Source organism: Mucilaginibacter sp. RCC_168 (assembly GCF_041355315.1).
GTDB lineage: Bacteria > Bacteroidota > Bacteroidia > Sphingobacteriales > Sphingobacteriaceae > Mucilaginibacter.
In genome coordinates, this window is the sequence record NZ_JBFUPN010000037.1 from 1 (window position 1) to 24,586 (window position 24,586).

The following is a 24,586-nucleotide window of genomic DNA, read 5'->3' on the forward strand; positions in this document are numbered from 1 at the left end:
TTTTCACTTTTGTTAACTTTAAGTTACTGTGAAACTTCTATCCGAAGCTTGTTTTTCAAACATACTAACTCTATGCTATACCGAGCGGATTTGCTTATTGGGGATTGCTTCGTACCTCGCAATGACGCGTGGAGAGGAAGTGTAGTAGCTGATGAGAGGGTACCCGCACCTAGCAACGGGCGGGTGAGTCGACACCGCGTGAAAATTTAAAATGCGCCCTACATCAACGTACCTTTTAACCTAAATTTTAGAATTGTAACTTCGCGAAAAATTTAAAACTGATGCCAGCAAAAAATAAAGCCGTTTTTTTAGATCGTGATGGGGTACTTAACCAGGAAATGGGCGACTATGTGCGCCGCCTGGAGGATTTTCATATACTCGACAATTTTGAAGCCCTGAAAACCCTGCAGGATCGCGGGTACCTGTTACTGGTGGCTACTAACCAGGGCGGCCTGGCCAAAGGCTGGTATACCGAAGAGGAGCTGGCTAAAATGCACGCTCTGCTGAAACAAACCTACCACGAACACGGTGTAGAGATAACCGACTTTTTTTATTGCCCGCACCACCCCCTGTTTACCGGAGATTGCGATTGCCGCAAACCAAAACCGGGACTATTATTACAGGGCATTACCAAATATGATATCGACCCGGCAAAATCATACTTCATTGGTGATCGCGAACGTGATGTAGAGGCAGGAACCGCAGCGGGCGTTAAAGGTATATTAATAAACAGCGACCAGCCGATAAGTACAGTATTGGATTTGATTGATTAAATAATTAATCAAAGATGTCATAAAAAATAAAACGCGTCATTTGCGAGCGTAGCGTGGCAATCCCCGATTAGCAGGGCAAATATGCAAAGTCGCTCTGTAGAGTTAGGGATTGCCACGCTACGCTCGCAATGACGTGTTATGAAATGTATATTTTTAAAACATTTTCGCCCTGTACAACTTTTATCCCTATTAACCAGTAAAACATCACATGCAACTAAACCGCTACTTAAAAAATTACGATACTTTTATAGCCGCGCTACTTGGTTTTTTTGCCGTGCGTATATTTTGCAGTTATAGTGGTATAGGGATCTCGCCCGATTCGATCATGTACGTGAGCGCCGCCCGGAGTTTGAATACCAACGGCACGTTGCAAACCTTTAACCACCTGCCTATAGTTGATTTCCCGGTGTTTTACCCTATTTTCCTGGGTTGCATCAAATTCATCACCCGTACTGATCCGGTTATTTTCGGCTCGGTATTGAACGGGTTGATGTTTGCTACCCTAATATATATGAGCGGTTGGATCATGCACCGTTTTGTACCCACATCACGGGTTTATAAATGGTTAATACTGGTGGCTATTGTACTGAGCCCGGCGCTTTTACAAGTATACTCCTATTTATGGTCAGAGACCTTGTTTATTTTTGAAACGCTTTTGTTTCTCGTCGCTTTCCGGCAATATCTTTTAAAACATACCCTTCAACCCTTATTAGTAGCTGCTATTATTGCCGCTATAAGCTGCATCACCCGTTATGCCGCGGTTACCATTGTAGGTACGGGTGGCTTATTGTTACTGCTTGATAGGGTTTTACCACTTAAAAAGAAGATCGTTCATATTATTATATACGGCTTTGTTTGCATATCGCTGCTGGTGAGCAATCTGTTGTTCAACGCGTTTATGTCGGGTACTACAACCGGGCCGCGTGAGCCTTCTATCACCCCGTTCGGTAAAAACCTATATTATTTTGGCACTGTGATGTGCGACTGGGTGGGCTTTACTCCAAACCAATACTACCTGGCTACTCCCATTGCTACGGTGATGTTATTGGGCTTTATAGCAGCGCTGGCCTATAATTACTATCGCCGCAGGCTGGACAGTTTTGAGAACCTGGCCATTACCTTTGCCTTGGTTTATGGTTTATTTATCATTATTTCCTCTACCTTTTCTCGTTATGAACGCATCAATCACCGTTTACTGGCGCCTATTTTCATACCCGCGCTTTGGGGTTATACCAGCTGGGGGCTATTGATCCTGAAAAAGATCAGTAATATCACAACCCGCCGCATGGTAGCCGCCGTATTTATAGTGATGATGCTGGGCTTTGTAACCAAGGAGTTTTTTATAGATAAGCAGCGCTACAGCGAGCAAATAGCCGATGATTACGGCGTACCCGGCTATACTTCTGACGATTGGCTGGAATCGCCCTTTGCGGCTTATTTGAAACATATTGATAAAAGTATGTTTAAGCCCAAGGTTACCATTTATACCGATGCGCATGAGGCGGTTTATTTCTTCTCGGGCATGTCCTCATACCTGGTGCCGCACCGGTTCTTCAAAAAGGATATCGCCAGTTTTTATAAAAAGAAACATTTTTATCTTATCTGGTTCAACGTACTCGAAAATCCGGAATTGATCAATCTAAAAGATATCCAAAAAGTAAAAACACTCAAGCTGATCAAAGATTTTGGCGAAGAAGGTGGTATTTATGAATGTGAGGAGTAATCTTAACTCGAATTACGAGAATTAAAGAATGAACAGAATTAAAACGCCATAATCCAGAATTAAAAAATTCTGGGCATTCAATAATTCGTTTAATTCGAGTTAAGACAATTTCACATTAAATTTTGATTTAAAAAACATCTGTCTATATTTGCGGCAGCTAATCTATAGTTTTACTATATAAAAATGAACGGTATCGCACTACATCATCTTCATCTGCATCACCACCTTGTGGTGATCAGCTAATATGTATGTTTCTACGCGAAATAACAACCTCCGTTTATACTCTTTTTTATCATAGTTTCTTAAATTCAATCTTTTGAAAACACTTAAAATAGCGATCCAGAAATCTGGTCGTCTCAACGAAAAATCTGTTGAATTACTAAAAAATTGCGGCTTAAATTTCGAAAATTACAAAAGCTCGCTTATCTCCCCCGTTTCCAACTTCCCTTTAGAGATCCTTTTTTTGCGCGATGATGACATTCCCGAATATGTTCAGGATGGCATTGCCGATTTGGGTATTGTAGGCGAAAACGTGATACAGGAAACCGAAGTTGAGGTAAGCTACCTGCAACGTTTAGGCTTTGGCAAATGCTCGCTAAAAATAGCCGTACCCAACAACAACGATATTCAAAGCCTGAGCGACCTGAACGGTAAAGCCATCGCTACCACCTACCCGGTTATTTTAGGTAAATTCCTGAAACAGCAAGGTATCCAATCAGATATCCGTACCATTTCGGGTTCAGTGGAGATTTCTCCAGGCCTGGGCCTGAGCGATGCCATCTGCGATTTGGTTTCGACAGGCGGTACACTAAAAAGCAACGGATTGAAACCATTTGCCGATGTAATGTCGTCAGAGGCGGTATTGATCGGCTGTAAAACAATAGAAGGCAACCACCTGGTACAGGAATTGATCCAACGGATTCAGTCTGTTTTACGCGCCAAAGAAACTAAGTACGTGGTACTTAACGTTCATGTAGGTAACCTTGAAGCAGTAACCGCTTTATTACCAGGCGTAAAAAGCCCATCGGTAGTAAACCTGGCCGAACCGGAATGGGTGGCGGTACATACCGTGATCCCTGAGCGCGATTTCTGGGACAGGATAAGTCAGCTGAAACAAGCCGGCGCCCAGGGCATTGTAGTCATGCCGATTGAGAAGATAATTTTATAGTTAGTGTGCAGTTGGCGGTTTGCAGTTAGCATTTTGAAACTGTAAATAAAGCAAACTGCCAACTGAAAACTGCAAACCGAAATGAAGACATATAATTATTCAGATTTAAGTAGCACCGATATTCAGAAACTGGTTCAGCGCAATGTTGATCCGGCTAATGAGATCCGCACTATTGTTGAAGAGGTTATCGATAACGTGCAGCAACATGGCGACCGTGCCTTGTATGATTATGCCCGCAAATTCGACAAGGTTGAATTAAGCAACCTGTACCTTGACAAAACCGATCTGGAAGAACTGGCCGGATCGGTATCTGCAGAGCAAAAATCCGCGTTGGAAACCGCCTATAACAATATCTATAAATTCCATCGCACACAGGTAAAAACCGAAGATAAAGTAGAGACCATGCCCGGCGTTACCTGCTGGCGCGAGTTAAGACCGATTGAAAAAGTTGGCCTGTACATCCCAGGCGGAACAGCTGTTTTGCCAAGCACTTTTTTAATGTTGGGCATCCCCGCACGCATAGCAGGCTGTCATGAAATTGTGGTGTGTTCGCCGCCGCAAAAAAACGGCAAGGTAAACGCTTTTATAGCCTATGTAGCCTTGCTATTAGGTATCGATAAAATATACCTGGCCGGTGGTTCACAGGCTATTGCAGCCATGGCCTACGGAACTGAAAGTATTACTAAAGTTGATAAGATATTTGGACCTGGAAATCAATTTGTTACAAAATCAAAAACCATTATCCAGTCGACCACCACAACGGCTATTGATATGCCTGCGGGTCCATCAGAAGTATTGGTGATTGCCGATGAAACCGCTACCCCGGCCTACATTGCTGCCGACCTTTTGGCGCAGGCCGAACATGGTATCGACAGCCAATCGGTATTGGTATGTACCTCTGCTAAAATAGCGCAGGAAACCCTGGCCGAAGTAGAAAAACAACTACCTACTCTGCCACGTGCCGAGATAGCTAAACTGGCCATAGATAACTCGTACATCGTGGTTACTTCCAATCTGGAGCAAGCTATGGATTTCAGCAATCAATACGCACCCGAGCATTTAATCCTGGCAACCGAAAGGTGGAAAGAGATCACTGGTTACATCATCAACGCAGGCTCAGTATTCCTGGGTAATTTAACCCCAGAGAGCGCCGGAGACTATGCCTCAGGCACCAACCACACCCTGCCAACCAGCAGCTATGCGCGGGCCTATTCAGGTGTATCCGTTGACTCTTTTGTCAAAAAGATCACTTTCCAGCATATCACCCGTGAAGGGATTACCAACATAGGTCCAACGGTGCAAACGCTGGCTGAATTAGAGGGCTTGCATGCACATGCTAATGCAGTATCAATAAGGAATAAAAATTAAAATATAATTAAAGAACAGCGTTTCTCTATCAAATATGTCATTGCGAGGAGGAACGACGAAGCAATCTCATCGTATACATAGACGCGAGGAGATTGCCACGCTACGCTCGCAATGACATGATTAATATTACAATGTATAACATCAACAATATACTCCGCGAAAACATCAAAAACCTAACTCCCTACTCTTCCGCACGTGACGAGTACCAGGGTGAGGCCAGTGTTTTTCTGGATGCTAATGAAAACGCGTTCGGGTCGCCGTTGAACCAGCAGTTTAACCGCTATCCTGATCCATTGCAGTATCAGTTAAAAAAACGCATTACCGAAATTAAAGGGGTACCGCCCCGCAATATTTTTATAGGTAATGGCAGCGATGAAGCTATCGACATCCTTTTTCGCAGTTTCTGCAATCCGGGCGTTGATAATGTGATCATCGTGCCCCCCACTTATGGCATGTACCAGGTATCGGCCAATATTAATGATGTGGAGGCACGCAAGGTTTTGCTTACTGAGGATTACCAACTTAACCTGGAAGGCATTGCCGAAGCTATCGACGAGCATACCAAGCTCATCTTTATCTGCTCGCCCAACAACCCTACCGGCAATTCTATCAATCGAGCGGATGTGGAAACCCTGCTGGCCAATTTTAACGGACTGGTGATTGTTGATGAAGCTTATATCAATTTCAGTCGCCAGAAAACTTTCATACAGGAGTTAACCGAATATGCCAACCTGGTGGTTTTACAAACTCTGTCAAAAGCCTGGGGGTTAGCTGGTTTACGAGTGGGCATGGCCTTTGCCAGCGAAGAGATCATTGAGGTAATGAACAAAGTAAAACCACCTTATAATGTGAACGAAGCCTCTCAGCAACTAGCATTGGAAGCGCTGGCCAATATCGACCAGATCAATAGCTGGATCAAAGAAACATTGACACAGCGCGACAGGCTGGTGCTTGAACTTAAAAACTTTGATTTTGTACTGGATATTTATCCATCGGATGCTAACTTTATCCTCGTGAAAACAACCGATGCCAACCGTATTTACGACTATCTGGTGAGCAAGGGCATCATTATACGCAACCGCTCCAAAGTGGAGCTTTGCGAAGGCTGCCTGCGCATTACTGTCGGGACACCCGATGAAAATACTACACTACTTCAAACGCTACAAAACTTTAAATGAAACGGAAAATATTGTTTGTTGACCGCGACGGTACACTGATCAAAGAACCTGCCGATGAGCAGATAGACTCTTTTGAAAAGCTGGAGTTTTACCCCGGCGCGTTAACTTATCTGCCTAAAATTGCCAAGGAGCTTGATTTTGAACTGGTGATGATCACCAATCAGGATGGTTTGGGTACAGCTTCTTACCCGGAAGATACCTTTTGGCCGGTGCATAATTTCATCCTGAAAACATTTGAGGCCGAAGGGGTAAAATTTGATAACATTGTGATCGACCGTACCTTCCCGGCCGAAAAAGCGCCGACGCGCAAACCGGGCACTGCACTGCTTACGCAATACTTTGATACCGAAAAGTATGATCTGCCAGGTTCATTTACCATCGGCGACCGTAAAAACGATGTGCTGCTGGCTCGTAATTTAGATGCAAAGGCCATCTGGATCAACAATGAATCGGGTTTAGGTGGCGCTGAGTTTACCGAAGCCGACCATCTCGGCGATACCATTGCCCTGGAAACAACCGACTGGCAAAAGATCTACGAGTTTCTGAAACTGGGTCAGCGTGTGGTTGAACACCGCCGCGCCACTAAAGAAACCGACATCTATATCAAAATAAATCTGGATGGTACCGGCGAGGCCAAAGTATCAACCGGTCTGCATTTTTTTGATCACATGCTGGATCAGATCGCACGCCACGGCAGTATCGACCTGGAAGTAATTGCCAAGGGCGATCTGCATATTGACGAGCATCATACCATTGAAGATACCGGCATAGCTTTAGGCGAGGTTTTTGCGGAAGCTTTAGGTAATAAAAAAGGTATTGAACGTTACGGTTTTTGCCTGCCTATGGACGACTGTCTGGCACAGGCGGCCATTGATTTTGGCGGCCGTAACTGGATAGTTTGGGAAGCAGAATTTAACCGCGAAAAAGTGGGCGATGTACCAACAGAAATGTTTTATCATTTCTTCAAATCGTTCTCAGACGCGGCCAAATGCAATCTGAACGTAAAAGCCGAAGGACAAAACGAACATCACAAAATTGAGGCTATATTTAAAGCCTTCGCCAAGGCAATAAAAATGGCCGTAAAGCGTGATGTAGATAAGATGGTTTTACCAAGTACTAAAGGGGTACTATAACCCCCCCGCCCCCTGAAGGGGGAGTAAGTAAACAATATGCAAACTAACGATCAAAATACAGCCGCTACTTCAAAAGCTCCCCCTTTAGGGGGCGGGGGGGTCGGCATTATTTTATACGGCGCTGGCAATATATTTTCTTTAACGGCGGCTTTGGAGCGGCTGGGTATTCCTTATGGCTTTATCAATAGTCAGGAGGATTTTGAAAAGTTCGACCGTTATATCATTCCCGGGGTTGGGCACGCAGGCGCGGCTATGGACAAACTGGAGAAAACCGGCTTGGTTCCAGCTATTAAAGCGCTTAAAAAGCCTACTTTGGGTATTTGCGTAGGTATGCAATTGCTTACCTCCTACTCCGAAGAAGGCGATTCTGATCTGTTAAATATCTTCCCGATCAAAACTTTAAGGTTCCAGGATAGTGCCGAATATAAGGTACCTCATACAGGCTGGAACCAGGTGTATCCTGAAAAAGACAACCCTTTATTTAAAAATATACCGTCAGGTTCACATTTTTACTTTGTACATTCATACTTTATTGAGTATGACAAAACATATACTTTACTATCAGCAAATTACAGCACCGAATTTTCGGCATCAATTTGGCATGATAATTTTTACGGCGTACAATTTCACCCCGAAAAATCTGGGGTGTACGGCGAAACGCTATTAACTAATTTTTCAAAACTATAAAAGACATGTACATTATCCCTGCTATTGACATATTGAACAAAAAGGTAGTGCGTTTGCGTGAAGGCGATTACGGTCAGGTTACAGAATACGATGTTACATTGGAAGAAATGATTGAGCGCTATCAGAGCAATGGTACCAATTTTATCCATGTTATTGATCTTAATGGTGCCAAAAACGATTTCAGCAACCAGCAATACCTGTTTGATGTAATCCGTAAAACCGACATGAAGGTGCAATACGGCGGCGGTATCCGCAGCATTGATAAAGTGAAAGAGCTGATAGATGCAGGTGTTCACCGCGTTATTGTAGGCACACAAGCCCTCACTAACCCAAGCTTTTTACCCGAACTGGGTTCTGAAATTTGCGGTAAAGATAAATGCTCAGACCAGGTAGTTATTGCCATCGATGTGTTGGATGAAGTGATCAAATACTCCGGCTGGATGGAAAGCTCCCCTATTAAACTGATGGATTACGTTGATAAATGCCTTTCCTTAGGCTTTTTCCGTTTCCTATGTACCGACATCAATAAAGACGGTAAACTGGGTGGTGCAGGTATTGAGCTGTATGAAAAGCTGCTGGATCATTCGCCTTTTATTAAATTGATCGCTTCGGGTGGTGTAAGTTCTATGAAGGATATCGAACAGTTGAGCCGTCTTAAGGTTGAGTCATGCGTAGTGGGCAAAGCCATTTACGAAGGTCATATCACTATAGAAGACGTAAAAAACTGGAACCTGGAATCTTTGATCTCCATTTAACCCCCCAGCCCCCTGAAGAGGGAGCTTATATGCATACGTAACTTTAGATTGATGAAAAAAAAGTTATTTCTTGGGGCCAATGCTGAAATATTTGCAAATGCTAAAGCACTAAGATACAGCATGACCCCTGCTGAAAACTTTTTATGGAGCCAGCTAAATGTTTATTTGAGCGATACAAAATTCAGAAGACAACATCCTCTCGGAAGTTACATAGCTGATTTTTATAGTCATCAGCATAAGTTGGTAATCGAAGTAGACGGAAGTATTCATGCTCTTCCAGAAGTGAAAGTAAATGACTTTGAAAAACAAACATTTCTTGAAAGTCAGGGACTAAAAGTATTAAGATTCACAAACGAACAAGTATTCAACAACCTAAATAAAGTATTGGAAGATATAACCAAGCAAATCAAAAGCACCCCCTTTAGGGGGCGGGGGGGGTTATCAAAGCGCATTATACCTTGTCTTGATGTTAAAGACGGTCGTACGGTAAAAGGTGTAAACTTTGTCGACCTGCGCGATGCCGGCGACCCGGTTGAACTGGCCTGGAACTACTCGCGCCAGGGTGCCGACGAACTCGTTTTCCTGGACATTACCGCTACCGTGGAGCGCCGCAAAACCATGGTTGAGCTGGTAAAATCAGTAGCAAGGCAGATCAATATACCCTTTACCATAGGTGGTGGCATCAATGAAATTGCCGACGCCGATGCCTTATTAAATGCAGGAGCAGATAAAATATCTATCAATTCTGCCGCGGTCCGCAACCCGGCCCTCATCGATGAACTGGCCAAAGCATTCGGCGTGCAGTTTGTGGTAATAGCGGTTGATACCCGCCTCATTGATGATAAAAATATAGTACACCTGAACGGCGGTCGTCTCCCAACAGAACGTCAAACTTTAGAATGGATAAAAGAGGCCGAAAGCCGTGGAGCAGGTGAAATACTGCTAACCTCCATGGATCATGACGGCACCAAAAATGGTTTCGACAACGGACTGCTAAAAATTATTAACGATGCCGTGCATATCCCGGTCATAGCGTCGGGCGGTGCGGGCGCGGTGCAGCATTTTGTTGATGTTTTTGAAAAAACAAATGTAGATGCGGCACTGGCGGCATCCGTATTCCATTATGGCGAGATACTGATACCCGATTTGAAAGCGGTGTTAAAAAGTAATAATATTGAGGTAAGGATATGATTAAGTGCGGGTGTGCAGTGTGAAGAGCGAGAGTAGAATAGTTACATACAAATTGCTAATCCACTCTGGCTTCTTGCACTTCGCACACTCACACCTCATAACAGGTAATAAAAAATGAATATAGATTTCAACAAAACCGACGGATTGGTTCCGGTGATCATACAGGATGAGCAAACACTTGAAGTGCTGATGCTGGGCTATATGAACCAGGAAGCCTATGAAAAAACCATACAGGAAAATATCGTAACTTTCTTTTCCCGTTCCAAACAACGTTTGTGGACAAAAGGCGAAACCAGCAGCAACTTTCTGCATGTAAAAAACATCAGCATTGATTGCGATAACGATACCCTGCTCATCAAAGTTAAAGCCGATGGCCCAACCTGTCACACCGGTTCGCGCAGCTGCTTTAAAACGGAGTTTAATCAGAACTTTATCCTGGAGCTGGAAAATATTATTGCTGATAGGTACGAGAACCCGGTTGAAGGCTCGTATGTAAATAAACTGCGCAACAAGGGCCTCAACAAAATAGCCCAAAAAGTAGGTGAAGAAGGCGTTGAAACCGTTATAGCGGCCCTTGCCGAAACCGAAACAGACCTGATCAATGAATCGTCAGACCTTGTATTTCATTTATTAGTGCTGCTTCGTGAAAAAGGACTCGACCTGAAAACAATAGCCAAAAACCTGGAATCAAGACATAAATAGTTTTTTTAGTTCATGGTTCATAGATAATAGTTCATGGTAAAACTTTGATTACTAATTTTCATCTATGATCCATGAACTATTAACCATGAACTAAAACAATGACCGCAGAAAAAATAGCAGAATTGACCGGGCATGGCAACCCCATTTTCACATTAGAACTTTCGCAAAAACCGGGTATATTATTTACCGGCGGCAACGATAAAGGCCTGGTGGAATGGAACCTGGAAAGTTTCTCGTTCATTAAAGTGATGTTCCCGGTTAGGGCTTCTATTTATGCTATACATGGCCCTGTAGGCTATCCTATATTATTGACGGGCCTACGCAGCGGCGAGGTGCTGGTGTTTGACTTTATACAGCAAAAACTTCTGAAATCGCTTGCCCATCATCTTAAGCCGATCTTCGATATCAAGTCGGTAAGTACTAAGAACGAATTACTGATAGCCTCCGAAGATGGTACAGTTTCGGTATGGAGCCTGGCCAGTTTAGAGATGGTGCACAGTATCAAAGTATCTGCCGATACAGTACGCTGCATAGCCATATCGCCAGATGAAACACAAGTAGCTTTTGGCTGCAGGGATAATTCCATCAAAATTTACGATCTGCATGATTATACCTTACTTAAATCGTTACATGGCCATACTATGTCGGTTTTTGCATTGGCTTATAGTCCCGATGGTACTTACCTTGCATCGGGTGGCCGCGACGCGCAGATCAAGATCTGGGATAGTGTCACTTATCAGCCTGTCAAAAATATTCCGGCGCATTTATTTGCCATAAATCACATCCTGTTTCATCCTACAAAGCCCTACTTTGCCACCGCCAGTATGGATAAGGGCATCAAGATCTGGGGAGCCGATGATTTTAAATTATATAAGATCATCAGCCGTGAAAAAGGCCATCCGGGTCATGTATTATCAGTCAATAAACTGGCCTGGAACGGAGATCAGCTGCTATCTGTAAGCGATGATAAAAGTGTGCTGGTGTGGGATATTAAGTTTGATTGAGGGAACTGCAGGACAAATTCAAGAGACACATGTAATGTGTCTCTACAAAAACAAACCGTAGAGACGCATTACATGCGTCTTTTTCATTTACATAAACCTTTTGATACTATGCAATTTATGTGTATGCCGTTTCTGTTCTTTCGAGTAAATACCCTCTGTATCTATCGCATCAATTTTAACTTTTCCTGAGGCATGGATAATGTGTTCATTGTTCAGCATAATACCTACATGGGTTACCTTGCCAGCCTCATTGTTAAAAAAGGCCAGGTCGCCCAAGCGGGCTTGTGCAATATTTTCAACCAGGATACCTTCCTCCACCTGCTGACTGGCATCACGTTTGATTTTAATATTGTTAAGGCTAAACACCACCTGTGTAAACCCCGAACAATCAATACCAAAATGAGTTCGCCCTCCCCATAAATAGGGCGAATTTAAAAATGATTTGGCTGTGGTAGCTATATCTTCCCGTTCACCTATTTCACCGATGATCTCAAAACGCTCGGTGCCTATGCGGCAGGTGGTACCTTCCAAAAAGGCTAAAGAGCTACCTGCTGGCAGGTAAACAACACTGTTGTCGGCAACTTTCCAGGCTTGTGTTACCGCCCGGTAGGTAAGCGGTGGTTTTACATGCTTGAAACTTTTGTAAGCGATATGACCCAGCATAGTAAACTGCAGGCGACCGATCCAACCTTCATAGCCATCATTCTCGGTGATGATCCTTATCCAGCGGTCAGTCCATTCTATGATCTCAAATGCTTCGCCAAACAATAGCTGCGACACCTGTTCGCTGCGGTCATTAGCCTCGGCACGCAGCGGAATAACCGCCAGATTACAAATACCGTATTCCATTGATAATAGTGAAAAACAAATATAGAAATAAAAATAATTTATATATTTGTAAGTACTTACGTAAGTAATATGAGTTTAATAGATGATTTAGGAGAACTGGCTGTTGGAGCAAGGCTCAAACGGTTATATGAATACTTTGCAAAGGATGTGGTTTTGATATATAAAGATGAAGAGCTAAACTTTGAGCCTAAGTATTTTACCCTTTACTACCTGATCAGTAAGCAGGGCGAAGCAGCCGTAACCGAAATTGCCGAAGAACTGGGTTGTACTCATCCGGGTGTCATCCATTTGGCCAAAGAGCTCGAAGAACTGGGCTTCATCGAGTCGGTAAAATCGGCTACCGACAGCCGCAAGCGTATACTGCACTTATCAGAAAAAGGCAAAGCCTCCCTGCCAAAATTTGAGCGGGTATGGGCCAAGATCCTGGCCCTCAATAAATCTTTATTTAATAGTCAGCAAAATAATTTACTAAGCGCCATTATGGAAACAGAAGCACAATTGAACGAAAAACCGTACTACCAGCGTTTTCAGGAAATGTTTAATCCGCAGGGCAACAATCCGGTAAGAGTTACTACTTACGATCCCCAATATGCCCGTCATTTTAAAAACCTCAACATAGAGTGGATCAATACCTATTTCACGGTTGAGGAACACGACCTGGAGCAATTAAACCATCCTGAAGATCATATCCTGGCCGATGGCGGAGAGATCCTTTTCGCACATATTGATGACGATGTTGTGGGTACCTGCGCGGTCATCAAAACAGGTCCGGCAGAATACGAGTTGGCCAAAATGGCGGTAAGCCCCAAATACCAAGGGCGTAAAATTGGCAATGCCCTGATGGACGCGGCTATAGCTAAAACCAAAGATTTGGGGGGTACTCGTATTTGGCTGGGTTCAAACACCAAACTTACGCCTGCCATCACCTTGTATAAAAAATACGGCTTTAAAGAGTTCCAGGCGGTCGCATCACCTTATACCCGTGCCAATATCCATATGGAAATGGATCTGTAATAGATATAAGATATAAAAAAAAGGAACAGCAAGCTGTTCCTTTTTTTTTATATCTGTGTTTTTTTCTCAAATCTCACATCTCATATCTCACATCTAAAAATATACTACTCATTCATGTGCAGCCAGTCCTTCTTGGCTAACAGTTCTTCTTTGCTTTCGCGGATATCCTCATCATCCACACAACAATCTACAGGGCATACTGCAGCACATTGTGGTTCGTCATGAAAACCAACACATTCTGTACATTTATCAGGTACAATGTAATATATATCATCAGAAAGGGCAGCCTGTGATTCTTCGGCATTTAATGTGTTACCATCGCCAAAATCAATAACCCCTTTAAGTCCGGTACCGTCACTAAAGCGCCATGCCGCGCCGGCATCATAAATGGCATTATTGGGACACTCCGGTTCGCAGGCTCCGCAGTTTATGCATTCATCGGTGATTTTAATCGCCATATTTCTAAATATCTAATATTCTCAATTAACTTTGCCTGAAATTAACAAGCGTACAAATATAACAAAAAAAGGGTTTCGGGGTTTAAAACCTTACCATATATATGTCAAAAATTAATATAAAAAACGCAATAAATTCATTTTCAGCCTTAGGAGAGCAGTTAGCTAAGCCCGATGAGCAGTTAATAGCCATTATTAACGACGAACAGTACCACAACGCCTGGTTTACGCCCGAAAGTGTTTTACGCGCCGTTACCGCCATTGGCCAGATGCTTAACAAGACCGATTTAACTACCTGGCTCTCCGGATACAACCTTTCGAGCGATGCCCAACCCAAAAAAGTGGGATTAATCCTGGCCGGTAACATTCCGCTGGTGGGTTTTCATGATGTACTTTGCGTACTGGCCACAGGCAACCACGCGCTCATTAAAACCTCATCGCAGGATGCTTATCTCATCAAACATGTACTGCAACGATTAGTTGATATCAATAGTAGTTTTGCCGCTCAGTTCAGTTTTGTTGAACGATTAACTGATTTTGACGCCATTATAGCCACCGGCAGCAATAACAGCTCCCGTTATTTTGATTATTATTTTGGTAAAGTACCCAATATCATCCGCAAAAACCGCAACAGTATTGCCCTGCTTACCGGCAACGAAACTGCGGAAGACCTGTTTAACCTGGGTCATGATATTTTTGATTATTATGGACTGGGCTGCCGTAACGTATCAAAATTACTGGTGCCTGAAGGGTATGTTTTCAATTTCTTTTTTGAATCGATAGAGGAATTTAAAACCATCATCCATCACCACAAATACAGCAACAATTACGATTACAACAAATCCATTTACCTGGTAAACAGCGACAAACATTTTGACAATGGTTTTTTGATGGCTAAGGAAGACGAACGGATAGCATCGCCCCTGGCAGTAGTATATTATAGCCATTATACTGATCTGCAGGCAGCGCAGCAATTGCTCACAGATCAAAGCGAAAACCTGCAATGTATTGTAACCAAAGCTCCCATTGAGGTACAAAGCCAGGTGGTGGGTTTTGGCCAAAGCCAGCAACCCGCTTTATGGGATTATGCCGATGGGATTGATACAATGGATTTCTTGGCAAATCTTTAAAATAACAATACCTTTGGTCTTGAGCTGAAAGCTTAATGCCAAAAGCGCAAAGCCAACATCCTGTGATTAATAAAAATTTAGCTTTTAGCTTTGAGCTTTGAGCCTTAAGCTTAAAAAATGTATATTATAAAAGTAAAAGGCGTTGCCAAAATACCCGATTACGTACAGCTGCGTGATGATAAGTTTACGCTGCTGGCTTATTTCAGGGTCGACAGGCCTGATAAATCACTGGATAAGGTTGGGCTGGCAGATAAAGCCGAATATATTATGAATATAATCAAGGACCTGCCGTTTGGACAGATCCTAAAATTAGAGCTATAAAAAAGATGATCGGAAATTCTATTATTAAGCTAAACAATGTCGATATTTTTCAGCAGTCGCACCTGGTACTGTCAAACGTTAACCTGCATATTGATAAAGGCGATTTTGTATGGCTCATTGGCCAAACCGGATCGGGCAAGAGCAGTTTGCTTAAAGTAATTTACGGCGATCTGATTCCCAAGGCCGGTACCGGTCATGCCTGCGGATATGAACTGAGCAAACTGCCCAGCCGCGATGTGCCCTATTTGCGCCGTAAACTGGGTATTGTTTTCCAGGATTTCCAGTTGCTTACTGATCGCTCCATCGAACAAAACCTGTTATTTGTAATGCGCGCCACCGGCTGGACAGATAAAAAACTGATAGCCGACCGTACCCTGGATGTGTTGGAAAAAGTAGGCCTGCGTTCTAAATTAAAGAAAATGCCGCATGAATTATCAGGCGGCGAGCAGCAACGCGTGGTAATTGCCCGCGCCCTGTTGAATGACCCCGAAATTATCCTGGCCGATGAGCCAACTGGTAATCTTGACCCTGAAACATCCGAAGAAATTGTGCTGCTGCTGAAACAGATCAGCCAGTCGGGCACCGCTGTATTGGTAGCTACGCACGATTATCATATCATCCGCGCTTTCCCCTCACGCATTATTAAATGCGAAAACGGCAAAGTTCTGGAAGACGCGGAAATATAACCGCTGATATTGTCTGAATCAGAATTTACAGAATTAGAAAATTAACAGAATGATACATTTATCCTGAAAATCCTTTAATTCTGTAAATTCTGCTTCAGACAAAATCAACGGTCATCCTGTCACCCCTGCATAAAACGTGTCACTCCTTCCTGATATTAAAACATACCACTGACAGCTTGTCGGCTTTATGCTAATGGCAGGATACTTGATTGGCACTATCAGCTATGAAATTTAACGATATGTTGAAGAAAAAGAAGAAAGAAAATACGGACACCACAGAAAATATGAATACGGCAGAACAGGAAAATTTAAACGAGAATGGGCAGGAACAAGCCCAGCCTGAAACTACTGAAGCAACAACAGCAGAAGTTGTATCTGCCGAAGACAAATTGAAAGAAGAATTGGCACAGGCAAATGACAAGTACCTGCGCTTATATGCCGAATTTGACAACTTCAGAAGACGTACCATCAAAGAGCGCGCGGAAGCCCGTGAAACAGAAGGTAAAGAGCTGTTAGTAGCTTTGTTGCCTGTTTTGGACGATTTTGAGCGTGCACAACGTTCTATGGAAAACGCTGTTGATGTTGCCCCGGTTAAAGAGGGTGTTACACTGATACAGAACAAACTAAAAAACATACTGGGTCAAAAAGGCCTGAAGGAAATGACAGCAATAGGCGAACCTTTTGATGCCGACCTGCATGAGGCCATTACCAATATACCAGCCCCTACCGATGACCTTAAAGGTAAAGTGATGGATGAAATGGAAAAAGGTTATTACCTGAAAGACAGAGTAATACGTTTTGCCAAAGTAATTGTAGGAGCATAAATTAATTAGTGAATTATTGAATTAGTGATTTAGTGAATTTTTTCACTCCTTGACTACAGTTCAATTATTCAGCTATTAATATGATTAAGTAAAAGAATGGAATTATTGGTTACTCTTCGTCAATCACTAATTCACTAAATCAATAATTCAACAATAAAATAAAGTGGTTGAATTATCCGGGTAAGTGTTTTTTATAATTCACTAACTCACTAATTCAATAATTCAACATTAAAAATATGGCTAAGAGAGATTATTACGATATCCTGGGAGTCGCCAAAGGTGCCGATGCCGACGAGATAAAAAAGGCATATCGTAAAATGGCTATTAAATATCACCCGGATAAAAACCAGGGCGATAAAGAGGCCGAAGAAAAATTCAAGGAAGCTGCCGAAGCTTATGAAGTATTAAGCAGTCCAGAAAAACGCCAGCGTTATGATCAGTTTGGTCATGCGGCCAATGCTTCATCACCAAATGGTGGTGGCGGTTATGGCGGCAGCATGAATATGGACGACATATTTAGCCAGTTTGGTGACATTTTTGGCGGTGGCAGTCCGTTTGAAGGCTTTTTTGGCGGCGGTCGTCAAAGTGGCGGTGGTGGCAGACGTGTGGCACGTGGCAGTAACCTGCGCATCAAGGTACGCTTAACCTTGGAAGAAATAGCTAATGGCGCCGAAAAGAAGATCAAAGTAAACAAACAGATAGTTTGTAAAACCTGCGATGGCTCGGGCGCTAAAGATAAATCATCGTTCCAAACCTGTAAAACATGTGGTGGCTCGGGCGCGGTGCGTAGGGTAACCAATACCATACTGGGCCAGATGCAAACTACCAGTACCTGCCCTACCTGTAACGGCGAAGGCTCAACCATACTGTCAAAATGTACCGTTTGTCATGGCGATGGCGTGGTTCGCGGCGAAGAACTGATCACCATTAACGTGCCTGCCGGTGTAAGCGAAGGTATGCAACTGAGCATGAGCGGCAAAGGTAATGCTGCCCCACGTGGCGGTGTACCGGGCGATCTGATCATCCTGATTGAAGAGATCCCGCACGAAACATTAAAACGCGACGGCAATAATATAATATACGACCTGCATGTAAACTTTGTTGATGCCGCCTTAGGTACCACAGTTGAAGTGCCTACCATTGATGGTAAAGCCAAGATCAAAATTGATCCGGGAACCCAGGGGGGTAAAATCCTGCGCCTGAAAGGCAAAGGTGTACCCGAAGTGAACTCTTATCACCGCGGCGACCAATTGGTACACATCAACATCTGGACACCAAAAGCACTAAGCCGCGAAGAGCGCGAACTGCTGGAGAAATTACAGGACTCACCAAACTTTAAACCCAATCCGGGCAAAAACGAAAAAAGCTTTTTTGAACGGATGAAGGAATATTTTGAATAACCTTTGGAGGTAAAAGGATAAAGGCGAAAGCCGAAAGGTTTTTAAAAGCCCGGAGTTTATACTTCGGGCTTTTTGTTTATCTATATTTTGTTTTAAATTTAGGCTGGCGAACCCTCTATGAAAATCAGCACTAAAACCACCTTGTTAGCAATAGTCGTTACTTTAGTTTATAGTGTTTGTTTAGTTATAAGTATCTTCTGTGCCCTTAATAAAATTCAACTTAGTCGGCCTTTTATTATCCTGAGCGAAGTAGCTTACATAACGCCTATTATCTATATGACGATGATCCTGAATCATTTAAAGGAGAACAAGTCGATAAGAGTAGCCTACTGGGCCTATATTGTTTGTGATATTGGTGTGATTGTATTTTATATGATGGCTAAACCATCTGCGCATTCTATAGGTACCTTTCTATTTTCCAGAATTTTAGCCCTTAGTATAACCCTTATTTTAATAATCCAGTCGTTCCGGATCAAAAACCCAATATTGGTTTATCCATTTAGCCTTTATTGGATCATTTTACTCATTATTTTGTTTATAAAACTCATAGGCTGGATTACTATGATCCAAAAATGGACTGTCAAAATATTCCAGTTCAGTATGATTGCCGAGATATTGTTACCTGCATCTATGTTATACATATTATTCCAAACGTTAAAATACCTGGCCAGCGAAAAGGTTATCGAATCACCCCTTTTTAAAACAGATAATGAAATGGGCGAATATTGACCCAAGTTATCTTTTTAACGTATTTTATTCTGATTTAACTCGTATATTCCATAATATGAAAAGACCTAAACGAATAATCTTAGTTATTGTATTATCTACATTAATGTTATCTTGGACAAGTTTCCAAAAAGCAATATTTGACTTACCAGCGCTAAAAAACAAGAATATCGATCAAGTGACAAAGGCTTTAGGCAAGCCCAGTGAAGAACTTAAACCGACTAAATTGGAAGTTGAAAATCATATTACTGGTTTGAAGTTTTTTACAAAAGGCAAATATGTCTTGACCGTTGAATATTATGCTGATTCAAAAAAGGTAGAGAGTTACTTCCTCGGAGAAAAAGATATTGTTGCAAATTACAAACCCTTAATAGCCATTGGAAATTTAGTTAATTCTCTGGACTATTATATAGAACCCGTAAGAGCTCATAAAGATCATGCGAAGTTTACAGGAATTAATATTACACCCAAATAAAATGCTCATCAAACATAAATGTCCCTTTCTTCTGTTGACTTTCCTTTTTTCACTGAATAACCTGTCTGCCCAAGCCCCCGCCATCCGCAACAACTACCAAACCGAAGCCGGTGTACCCCGCTTAAAAATTGAGCGGAGCATGATCTACTCGCCCGATAAGGAATGGCTGTATAACCACCACCCTGCTATCATTCATTTTAAGGATCGATTTGTAGCCATATGGAGTAATGGCCTGATTGATGAGGATTCACCGGGCCAGCGCGTGGTTTATGCTACCTCTGCCGATTTTGTACACTGGTCGAAACCCGAAGTACTGGCATCTCCGGTAAAAGTAAATGATACCTTAACCGTGCTAACGGCTGCGGGATTATATCAATACAAGGGTACACTGGTGGCCTATTATGGCGAATACACCAAACACCGCCAGAACACGCACTTGTGGGCCAAAACCAGCACTGATGGCATCCATTGGAGCAATGCCATAGACATGCACGTACCGCTGATCCCCAATCATGGCCCAGAGGCTACCAAAAGCGGCAGACTTATCATCAGCGGTAATTTTATGTTTCCGTATACTGATGATCCTAAGGGTATTTCGGGCTGGAAACTAAGCAGTTTTTACCCCGACTCGTTATACACCCAGGATAACTCTGCCGCCTTTTACGCTCCTGCAGCCAAACTAGGCTTTCCTCCGTTATGTGAGGGCTCATTTTTTGAAACCGAGGACCACATACTGCACATGCTGTTGCGAGTTACTGGTAAAGGCTGGAAAGGCCGCCTGTGGCTCACCGAAAGCAAAGATAACGGCCAAAGTTGGTCGCGCCCGATGGAAACTGCCTTTTCCGATAATGACAGCAAATTCCATTTCGGCAGATTGCCCGATAAGCGCTTTTATTATGTTGGCATCCCGGATACGCTGCATCATTATGATCGCAACCCGCTGGTACTATCATTATCCAAAAACGGTGAAGCATTTGACAAGAACTACATTATTGCCGATGAACTGTACCATCTGAAAAAAGAGGGTTTATGGAAAGGTGGCCAGTACGGTTATCCGCATACCATTATTTACAAAGGCTATATGTACGTGATCATCTCACGGCAAAAAGAAGCTATTGAGGTACTGAGATTTAACATCGATCAGTTAAAATGACATTCCTGTAACATTTTGAAACTGCCCGTATCTAAAGCGTACTATTAACATCATAAACCAATTAAATGTTAAGCATACGCAATATTGTTAAACAGTACGCAGGCCACCGGGCGCTGGACGATGTAAGTCTGGAAGTGGAAAGCGGGCAAATATTCGGGCTTTTAGGCCCGAATGGTGCGGGTAAAACTTCCCTCATCCGCATAGTGAACCAGATCACGGCACCCGATTCGGGCGAGGTTTGGTTCAATGGCCAAAAGCTCAATCCGTCCCACATTGAACGCATAGGTTACCTGCCCGAAGAGCGGGGTTTGTATAAAAAAATGGAGATCGGCGAGCAGATGATCTATTTGGCGCGGTTGAAAGGCCTGAGCCGTGATGAAGCCAACAAACGCCTCAAATTCTGGTTCAAAAAACTGGATATGGAGAGCTGGTGGAAAAAGAAAATAGAAGAACTATCCAAAGGCATGCAGCAAAAAGCTCAGTTTGTGGCCACGGTACTGCATGAGCCCGATCTGATCATCCTCGATGAGCCCTTCAGCGGGTTTGATCCGGTAAATGCCGAAGTGATCAAGGATGAGATTCTGGAGCTTAACAAAAAAGGAGCTACCATCCTGTTCTCTACCCACCGTATGGAATCCGTAGAGGAACTTTGCGATTCGATAGCGCTTATCCATAAATCGCACAAAATACTGGATGGCAAGGTAAAACACATCCGTAACTCCTACCGCAATGATGTTTACCTGGTGGAATATTCTGGCCAATCATTACATTTTAACGGCGCACAACCTTTTGACCAGATCGGCGAAACCATCAGCGACGACGACAGGCACACCATCAGAATCAAACTCCATGACGGCCGCAGCTCCAATGATGTGCTGCAATACCTCATCCCCCAAACCCGCATCAATATGCTGCAGGAAGTAATACCCAGCATGAACGAGATATTTATTGAAAAAGTAAACTTAATACCTTAACCATGAATAAAGTTTTGCTCATTATACAACGAGAATACCTCACCAGGGTAAGGAAGAAATCGTTCATCATCATGATATTCGTGGTGCCCTTGCTTATACTGGCTATGGGCGCAGTTGTTGGCATGATAGCTAAAAGCAGTAATCAATTAACCAACCTGCAGGTGGTCAATGTGGTTGACAATACCGGCGTTTTCGCGAAAAAACTGCACGACGTTCCCAATATAAAATTCACCATCACCAATCTGGATATAAATACGGCCAAGGCACTATCAAAGAAAGAAGAGAATATCTCTACATTGTACATCCCGGCTGGTTATCCCCAAAAAGGAGCCATTCAATTATTTGCCAAAAAGAAATCTCCTATCCAGCTTACGGATGAGATTCAGAAGCAGATGAACGATATTGATTTCAATAACAAGATGATCCAGCATCATATTGATACCGCGGTTATTCATTCTATCAAAAAAACGGACGTTTCTGTTAACGCTGTGGAAATTACCGACAAAGGCGATAAGGATGCCAACATTGGCCCCAATATAGCCGTTAGTATTGCCTGTGCCATATTCATTTACCTGGCGCTTTTCATTTACGGCGGACAGGTAATGCGTGGCGTTATTGAAGAAAAAACCAGTCGTATCATCGAAGTTGTGATATCCTCGGTTAAACCATTTCAGTTAATGCTGGGTAAAATTATTGGTGTGGGCCTGGTAGGTTTAACCCAATTTAGCGCCTGGATCATTTTATCTATTATATCATCAAAAATAGCAGGACATGTTTTTAATACGCCACAAAGCCCTATGGTGAGCGCCATGGCCGTAATTCAAACCATCCCTTTCGGATATATACTGGGTTGCTTCCTGTTTTACTTTTTAACCGGGTACCTGTTGTATAGCGCCTTATTTGCGGCAGTAGGTTCGGCAGTAGATAGCGAGACAGAAACACAGCAGTTCATGTTTCCCATCACTATGCCGCTATTATTCACGTATATTTTGTCGGTATCTGTTTTGTTCAGGGCTCCCGATAGCGCGCTGGCGGTTTGGCTTTCCATTATACCATTCACTGCCCCTGTGGCCATGATGGTACGGCTACCTTTTGATCCGCCGGGCTGGCAATTAGCCTTATCTATGTGTTTAATGGTGGTTGGTTTCCTGTTCACCACCTACGTAGCCGCCCGCATTTATCGCGTTGGTATTTTGATGTACGGCAAAAAAGCAAGCTTTAAAGAACTGGGCAAATGGTTTTTTTATAAGGAGTGAGGAAGCTGAAAGCCCAAGGCCGAAAGCTCAAAGCAAAAGCATTTCAAAAAAGCTTTCGGCTTTGAGCTTTCGGCTTTTAGCTTTATTTTAGCCCCATGAGTAAACGCGTTGCCGTAATGGATTTGGGTACCAATACCTTTCACCTGTTGATTGCCGAGGGTACCATACACAACTATCAGGAAATTGCACACTACCAGGAGCCTGTAAAACTGGGCGCAGGCGGCATTAACAAAGGTTATATTTTATCCGAAGCCTTTGAGCGCGGTATAAAAACCATGCAACAATTTCAGGAGCAGATCAGCGCCAACCAGGTACAGCAGGTGCGAGCTCTGGCTACGTCGGCATTACGCAGCGCATCAAACGGCAAGGATTTTATTAACGAAGTAAAAGCCAAAACCGGTATCAGTATCGAGATTATTAATGGCGAACAGGAAGCTGGTTTTATTTATGAAGGCGTAAAGATCAGCGGTTGCTTATCGGCTAAAAATTCCCTCATTATGGATATTGGCGGAGGCAGTGTGGAATTTATCCTGGGCAATGCCGATCATATCATCTGGAAACAAAGCTTTGAAATTGGCGCGGCCCGACTGATGGATCTTTTTCATCGTACCGACCCTATCCCACCCGCATCTATTGAAGCGCTGGATGTGTATCTCGAAGACAATCTTACAGATCTGTTTGCAGCAGTCGATGGTCATGAACTGGATACATTGATCGGTTCATCCGGTGTATTTGAATCATTCGCCGCAATCATCGAAACAGAAAAAGGCCATTCCTTTGATCTTAAAACCACCCCAACCTACAGCTTTGATCATGAAGAACTTCTGATCGAAACCAATAAAATTGTACAATCAACCCATCTGCAAAGAGCAGCGAATGAGAATATTATTCCAGTACGGGTAGATATGATCGTGGTTGCATCGCTTATTACGCGGTTCATTATACACAAACTCGGCATCCAGAAAGTATTAATGTGTACTAACTCTTTAAAAGAGGGAGTTTTGGCAGGGATGCTGGATTAAAAAATGTGTTTTATTTTATACCAGATTCTTTCCACAAATGACATCCGCCTTCCAACAACAACCTTACCCAGCATATCAACTTTTGTAGAATCAGCACGGGAACATAGATTGGTAATTTTATCCTGAAAAGCAATTTGTTTATCGGCGCTAACGGATGATACCACCTTGCCTATTTTTATATCATCATCATAAGGTATTTGTCTACCGCGTGTAGCGTTCGTTTGTTCAGTCTTTATCGGTTTGGTTTGTGCCAAAGCTTTATAAAGCATGGTTTGGCTCAGCAACCCAACGACCATCACCCACCTTCGCCACCTGTTCGGTTCCAGATTTTCTATATCAAGCCGATTATTAAGGCTGCTTAGTTGCTCCCTGTCAAACCTCCCACAAACATCATGGGTTGTTGACAAGTAAGCGATGATCTCTTGATTGCTCATTACCGTAAAATCGGTTACTGTTTTGCAACATTGCTGGCAGTGCCGTCCCTGTTCAACGGGTGTCATTTGCTGCCATGATGCGTGGCAGGCTTCGGGAATGCTGATGTTTTGGATTGGTGTCATGGTATTTATCTTTTATACCATGATGCCATTAATCATCGCATTCCATAAAGAAATTATTTTTT

Annotated in this window: 26 protein-coding genes and 1 pseudogene; 24 read left to right on the forward strand and 3 right to left on the reverse strand. The window is 43.0% G+C overall.

Translation table 11 applies throughout. The annotated features are described in order from the left end of the window. Positions 1-281: 281 nt before the first annotated feature. From AB6735_RS26195 to AB6735_RS26250, 12 genes and pseudogenes are all read left to right on the forward strand, one after another. Positions 282-773 carry a D-glycero-alpha-D-manno-heptose-1,7-bisphosphate 7-phosphatase gene (locus tag AB6735_RS26195; protein WP_370999152.1) on the forward strand — a complete coding sequence of 164 codons (492 nt, stop codon included), beginning with the start codon at positions 282-284 and terminating at the stop codon, positions 771-773. 208 nt (positions 774-981) lie between these two features. Next, positions 982-2,496, forward strand: a complete 1,515-nt coding sequence (locus AB6735_RS26200) for a hypothetical protein (RefSeq protein ID WP_370999153.1) — start codon at positions 982-984, stop codon at positions 2,494-2,496. Positions 2,497-2,812: 316 nt separating this feature from the next. Continuing rightward, positions 2,813-3,664, forward strand: a complete 852-nt coding sequence (hisG, locus tag AB6735_RS26205; protein WP_370999154.1) for an ATP phosphoribosyltransferase — start codon at positions 2,813-2,815, stop codon at positions 3,662-3,664. 81 nt (positions 3,665-3,745) lie between these two features. After that, positions 3,746-5,032: a histidinol dehydrogenase gene (gene hisD / locus AB6735_RS26210; RefSeq protein WP_370999155.1), complete on the forward strand. Its 1,287-nt coding sequence runs from the start codon at positions 3,746-3,748 to the stop codon at positions 5,030-5,032. A gap of 116 nt (positions 5,033-5,148) precedes the next feature. Further along, positions 5,149-6,210, forward strand: a complete 1,062-nt coding sequence (hisC, locus tag AB6735_RS26215) for a histidinol-phosphate transaminase (protein WP_370999156.1) — start codon at positions 5,149-5,151, stop codon at positions 6,208-6,210. Further along, on the forward strand, positions 6,207-7,343 hold the full coding sequence (gene hisB, locus AB6735_RS26220; RefSeq protein ID WP_370999157.1) for a bifunctional histidinol-phosphatase/imidazoleglycerol-phosphate dehydratase HisB: 1,137 nt from the start codon (positions 6,207-6,209) through the stop codon (positions 7,341-7,343). The genes hisC and hisB overlap by 4 nt, the downstream gene beginning before the upstream one ends. Positions 7,344-7,379: 36 nt before the next feature. Continuing rightward, on the forward strand, positions 7,380-8,030 hold the full coding sequence (hisH, locus tag AB6735_RS26225; RefSeq protein ID WP_370999158.1) for an imidazole glycerol phosphate synthase subunit HisH: 651 nt from the start codon (positions 7,380-7,382) through the stop codon (positions 8,028-8,030). Between the two features lie 5 nt (positions 8,031-8,035). After that, positions 8,036-8,785 (forward strand): HisA/HisF-related TIM barrel protein, encoded by a 750-nt coding sequence (locus AB6735_RS26230; RefSeq protein ID WP_370999159.1) that lies wholly within the window; start codon positions 8,036-8,038, stop codon positions 8,783-8,785. 51 nt (positions 8,786-8,836) lie between these two features. Further along, positions 8,837-9,181 (forward strand): annotated as a pseudogene (locus AB6735_RS26235) (endonuclease domain-containing protein); the annotation flags it as partial. A 9-nt stretch (positions 9,182-9,190) separates the two neighbouring features. Continuing rightward, the gene (hisF, locus tag AB6735_RS26240; protein WP_370999195.1) at positions 9,191-9,976 is read left to right on the forward strand and encodes an imidazole glycerol phosphate synthase subunit HisF; all 786 of its coding nucleotides are present in this window, start codon (positions 9,191-9,193) and stop codon (positions 9,974-9,976) included. A 114-nt stretch (positions 9,977-10,090) separates the two neighbouring features. Then, on the forward strand, positions 10,091-10,678 hold the full coding sequence (gene hisIE / locus AB6735_RS26245; RefSeq protein ID WP_370999160.1) for a bifunctional phosphoribosyl-AMP cyclohydrolase/phosphoribosyl-ATP diphosphatase HisIE: 588 nt from the start codon (positions 10,091-10,093) through the stop codon (positions 10,676-10,678). Between the two features lie 98 nt (positions 10,679-10,776). Continuing rightward, on the forward strand, positions 10,777-11,682 hold the full coding sequence (locus AB6735_RS26250; protein ID WP_370999161.1) for a WD40 repeat domain-containing protein: 906 nt from the start codon (positions 10,777-10,779) through the stop codon (positions 11,680-11,682). An 87-nt stretch (positions 11,683-11,769) separates the two neighbouring features. Here the strand turns inward: AB6735_RS26250 and AB6735_RS26255 are convergent, their stop codons facing one another. Continuing rightward, positions 11,770-12,531, reverse strand: coding sequence for an NlpC/P60 family protein (locus tag AB6735_RS26255; RefSeq protein ID WP_370999162.1), 762 nt, complete (start codon positions 12,529-12,531; stop codon positions 11,770-11,772). Positions 12,532-12,600: 69 nt separating this feature from the next. Between AB6735_RS26255 and AB6735_RS26260 the strand changes: the two genes are divergently transcribed. Continuing rightward, positions 12,601-13,545, forward strand: coding sequence for a GNAT family N-acetyltransferase (locus AB6735_RS26260; RefSeq protein ID WP_370999163.1), 945 nt, complete (start codon positions 12,601-12,603; stop codon positions 13,543-13,545). Between the two features lie 104 nt (positions 13,546-13,649). On the opposite strand, the gene AB6735_RS26265 is transcribed toward AB6735_RS26260, so the two are convergent. Next, positions 13,650-14,003, reverse strand: coding sequence for a 4Fe-4S dicluster domain-containing protein (locus AB6735_RS26265; protein ID WP_370999164.1), 354 nt, complete (start codon positions 14,001-14,003; stop codon positions 13,650-13,652). 101 nt (positions 14,004-14,104) lie between these two features. On the opposite strand from AB6735_RS26265, the gene AB6735_RS26270 reads away from it, so the two are divergent. The 11 genes from AB6735_RS26270 (at position 14,105) to AB6735_RS26320 (ending at position 23,967) form a co-directional block, all read left to right on the forward strand. Next, positions 14,105-15,130 (forward strand): acyl-CoA reductase, encoded by a 1,026-nt coding sequence (locus tag AB6735_RS26270; RefSeq protein ID WP_370999165.1) that lies wholly within the window; start codon positions 14,105-14,107, stop codon positions 15,128-15,130. A 117-nt stretch (positions 15,131-15,247) separates the two neighbouring features. Then, complete coding sequence (locus AB6735_RS26275) at positions 15,248-15,451, forward strand: fructose-6-phosphate aldolase (RefSeq protein WP_076378137.1); 204 nt, start codon at positions 15,248-15,250, stop codon at positions 15,449-15,451. Between the two features lie 5 nt (positions 15,452-15,456). Next, positions 15,457-16,137: a cell division ATP-binding protein FtsE gene (locus AB6735_RS26280; protein ID WP_370999166.1), complete on the forward strand. Its 681-nt coding sequence runs from the start codon at positions 15,457-15,459 to the stop codon at positions 16,135-16,137. Positions 16,138-16,361: 224 nt separating this feature from the next. Next, positions 16,362-16,961, forward strand: coding sequence for a nucleotide exchange factor GrpE (locus AB6735_RS26285; RefSeq protein ID WP_370999167.1), 600 nt, complete (start codon positions 16,362-16,364; stop codon positions 16,959-16,961). Positions 16,962-17,197: 236 nt separating this feature from the next. After that, the gene (dnaJ, locus tag AB6735_RS26290) at positions 17,198-18,361 is read left to right on the forward strand and encodes a molecular chaperone DnaJ (protein WP_370999168.1); all 1,164 of its coding nucleotides are present in this window, start codon (positions 17,198-17,200) and stop codon (positions 18,359-18,361) included. Between the two features lie 282 nt (positions 18,362-18,643). Beyond that, the gene (locus tag AB6735_RS26295) at positions 18,644-19,090 is read left to right on the forward strand and encodes a hypothetical protein (RefSeq protein WP_370999169.1); all 447 of its coding nucleotides are present in this window, start codon (positions 18,644-18,646) and stop codon (positions 19,088-19,090) included. A gap of 55 nt (positions 19,091-19,145) precedes the next feature. Then, complete coding sequence (locus tag AB6735_RS26300) at positions 19,146-19,562, forward strand: hypothetical protein (RefSeq protein ID WP_370999170.1); 417 nt, start codon at positions 19,146-19,148, stop codon at positions 19,560-19,562. A gap of 1 nt (position 19,563) precedes the next feature. Then, the gene (locus AB6735_RS26305; protein WP_370999171.1) at positions 19,564-20,715 is read left to right on the forward strand and encodes an exo-alpha-sialidase; all 1,152 of its coding nucleotides are present in this window, start codon (positions 19,564-19,566) and stop codon (positions 20,713-20,715) included. 65 nt (positions 20,716-20,780) lie between these two features. Continuing rightward, entirely contained in the window at positions 20,781-21,689 is a 909-nt protein-coding gene (locus AB6735_RS26310) for an ABC transporter ATP-binding protein (protein ID WP_370999172.1), read from the forward strand. A 2-nt stretch (positions 21,690-21,691) separates the two neighbouring features. Then, positions 21,692-22,945 (forward strand): ABC transporter permease, encoded by a 1,254-nt coding sequence (locus tag AB6735_RS26315; protein ID WP_370999173.1) that lies wholly within the window; start codon positions 21,692-21,694, stop codon positions 22,943-22,945. 95 nt (positions 22,946-23,040) lie between these two features. Next, positions 23,041-23,967, forward strand: coding sequence for an exopolyphosphatase (locus AB6735_RS26320; protein WP_370999174.1), 927 nt, complete (start codon positions 23,041-23,043; stop codon positions 23,965-23,967). On the opposite strand, the gene AB6735_RS26325 is transcribed toward AB6735_RS26320, so the two are convergent. Next, the gene (locus AB6735_RS26325; protein WP_370999175.1) at positions 23,964-24,524 is read right to left on the reverse strand and encodes a hypothetical protein; all 561 of its coding nucleotides are present in this window, start codon (positions 24,522-24,524) and stop codon (positions 23,964-23,966) included. The two genes, AB6735_RS26320 and AB6735_RS26325, sit on opposite strands and share 4 nt — an antisense overlap. Positions 24,525-24,586: the final 62 nt, after the last annotated feature.

Bases quoted from the DNA above. Each gene is read 5' to 3' on its own strand.
- AB6735_RS26275 (WP_076378137.1), top strand. From the start codon at position 15,248: ATGTATATTATAAAAGTAAAAGGCGTTGCCAAAATACCCGATTACGTA.
- hisB (WP_370999157.1), top strand. From the start codon at position 6,207: ATGAAACGGAAAATATTGTTTGTTGACCGCGACGGTACACTGATCAAA.
- hisD (WP_370999155.1), top strand. From the start codon at position 3,746: ATGAAGACATATAATTATTCAGATTTAAGTAGCACCGATATTCAGAAA.
- AB6735_RS26200 (WP_370999153.1), top strand. From the start codon at position 982: ATGCAACTAAACCGCTACTTAAAAAATTACGATACTTTTATAGCCGCG.
- AB6735_RS26320 (WP_370999174.1), top strand. From the start codon at position 23,041: ATGAGTAAACGCGTTGCCGTAATGGATTTGGGTACCAATACCTTTCAC.
- AB6735_RS26325 (WP_370999175.1), bottom strand. From the start codon at position 24,524: ATGACACCAATCCAAAACATCAGCATTCCCGAAGCCTGCCACGCATCA.
- AB6735_RS26250 (WP_370999161.1), top strand. From the start codon at position 10,777: ATGACCGCAGAAAAAATAGCAGAATTGACCGGGCATGGCAACCCCATT.
- hisC (WP_370999156.1), top strand. From the start codon at position 5,149: ATGATTAATATTACAATGTATAACATCAACAATATACTCCGCGAAAAC.
- AB6735_RS26300 (WP_370999170.1), top strand. From the start codon at position 19,146: ATGAAAAGACCTAAACGAATAATCTTAGTTATTGTATTATCTACATTA.
- AB6735_RS26270 (WP_370999165.1), top strand. From the start codon at position 14,105: ATGTCAAAAATTAATATAAAAAACGCAATAAATTCATTTTCAGCCTTA.
- hisIE (WP_370999160.1), top strand. From the start codon at position 10,091: ATGAATATAGATTTCAACAAAACCGACGGATTGGTTCCGGTGATCATA.
- AB6735_RS26255 (WP_370999162.1), bottom strand. From the start codon at position 12,531: ATGGAATACGGTATTTGTAATCTGGCGGTTATTCCGCTGCGTGCCGAG.
- AB6735_RS26310 (WP_370999172.1), top strand. From the start codon at position 20,781: ATGTTAAGCATACGCAATATTGTTAAACAGTACGCAGGCCACCGGGCG.
- AB6735_RS26285 (WP_370999167.1), top strand. From the start codon at position 16,362: ATGAAATTTAACGATATGTTGAAGAAAAAGAAGAAAGAAAATACGGAC.
- AB6735_RS26195 (WP_370999152.1), top strand. From the start codon at position 282: ATGCCAGCAAAAAATAAAGCCGTTTTTTTAGATCGTGATGGGGTACTT.
- AB6735_RS26295 (WP_370999169.1), top strand. From the start codon at position 18,644: ATGATCCTGAATCATTTAAAGGAGAACAAGTCGATAAGAGTAGCCTAC.
- AB6735_RS26230 (WP_370999159.1), top strand. From the start codon at position 8,036: ATGTACATTATCCCTGCTATTGACATATTGAACAAAAAGGTAGTGCGT.
- AB6735_RS26315 (WP_370999173.1), top strand. From the start codon at position 21,692: ATGAATAAAGTTTTGCTCATTATACAACGAGAATACCTCACCAGGGTA.
- dnaJ (WP_370999168.1), top strand. From the start codon at position 17,198: ATGGCTAAGAGAGATTATTACGATATCCTGGGAGTCGCCAAAGGTGCC.
- AB6735_RS26280 (WP_370999166.1), top strand. From the start codon at position 15,457: ATGATCGGAAATTCTATTATTAAGCTAAACAATGTCGATATTTTTCAG.
- hisH (WP_370999158.1), top strand. From the start codon at position 7,380: ATGCAAACTAACGATCAAAATACAGCCGCTACTTCAAAAGCTCCCCCT.
- AB6735_RS26265 (WP_370999164.1), bottom strand. From the start codon at position 14,003: ATGGCGATTAAAATCACCGATGAATGCATAAACTGCGGAGCCTGCGAA.
- AB6735_RS26260 (WP_370999163.1), top strand. From the start codon at position 12,601: ATGAGTTTAATAGATGATTTAGGAGAACTGGCTGTTGGAGCAAGGCTC.
- AB6735_RS26305 (WP_370999171.1), top strand. From the start codon at position 19,564: ATGCTCATCAAACATAAATGTCCCTTTCTTCTGTTGACTTTCCTTTTT.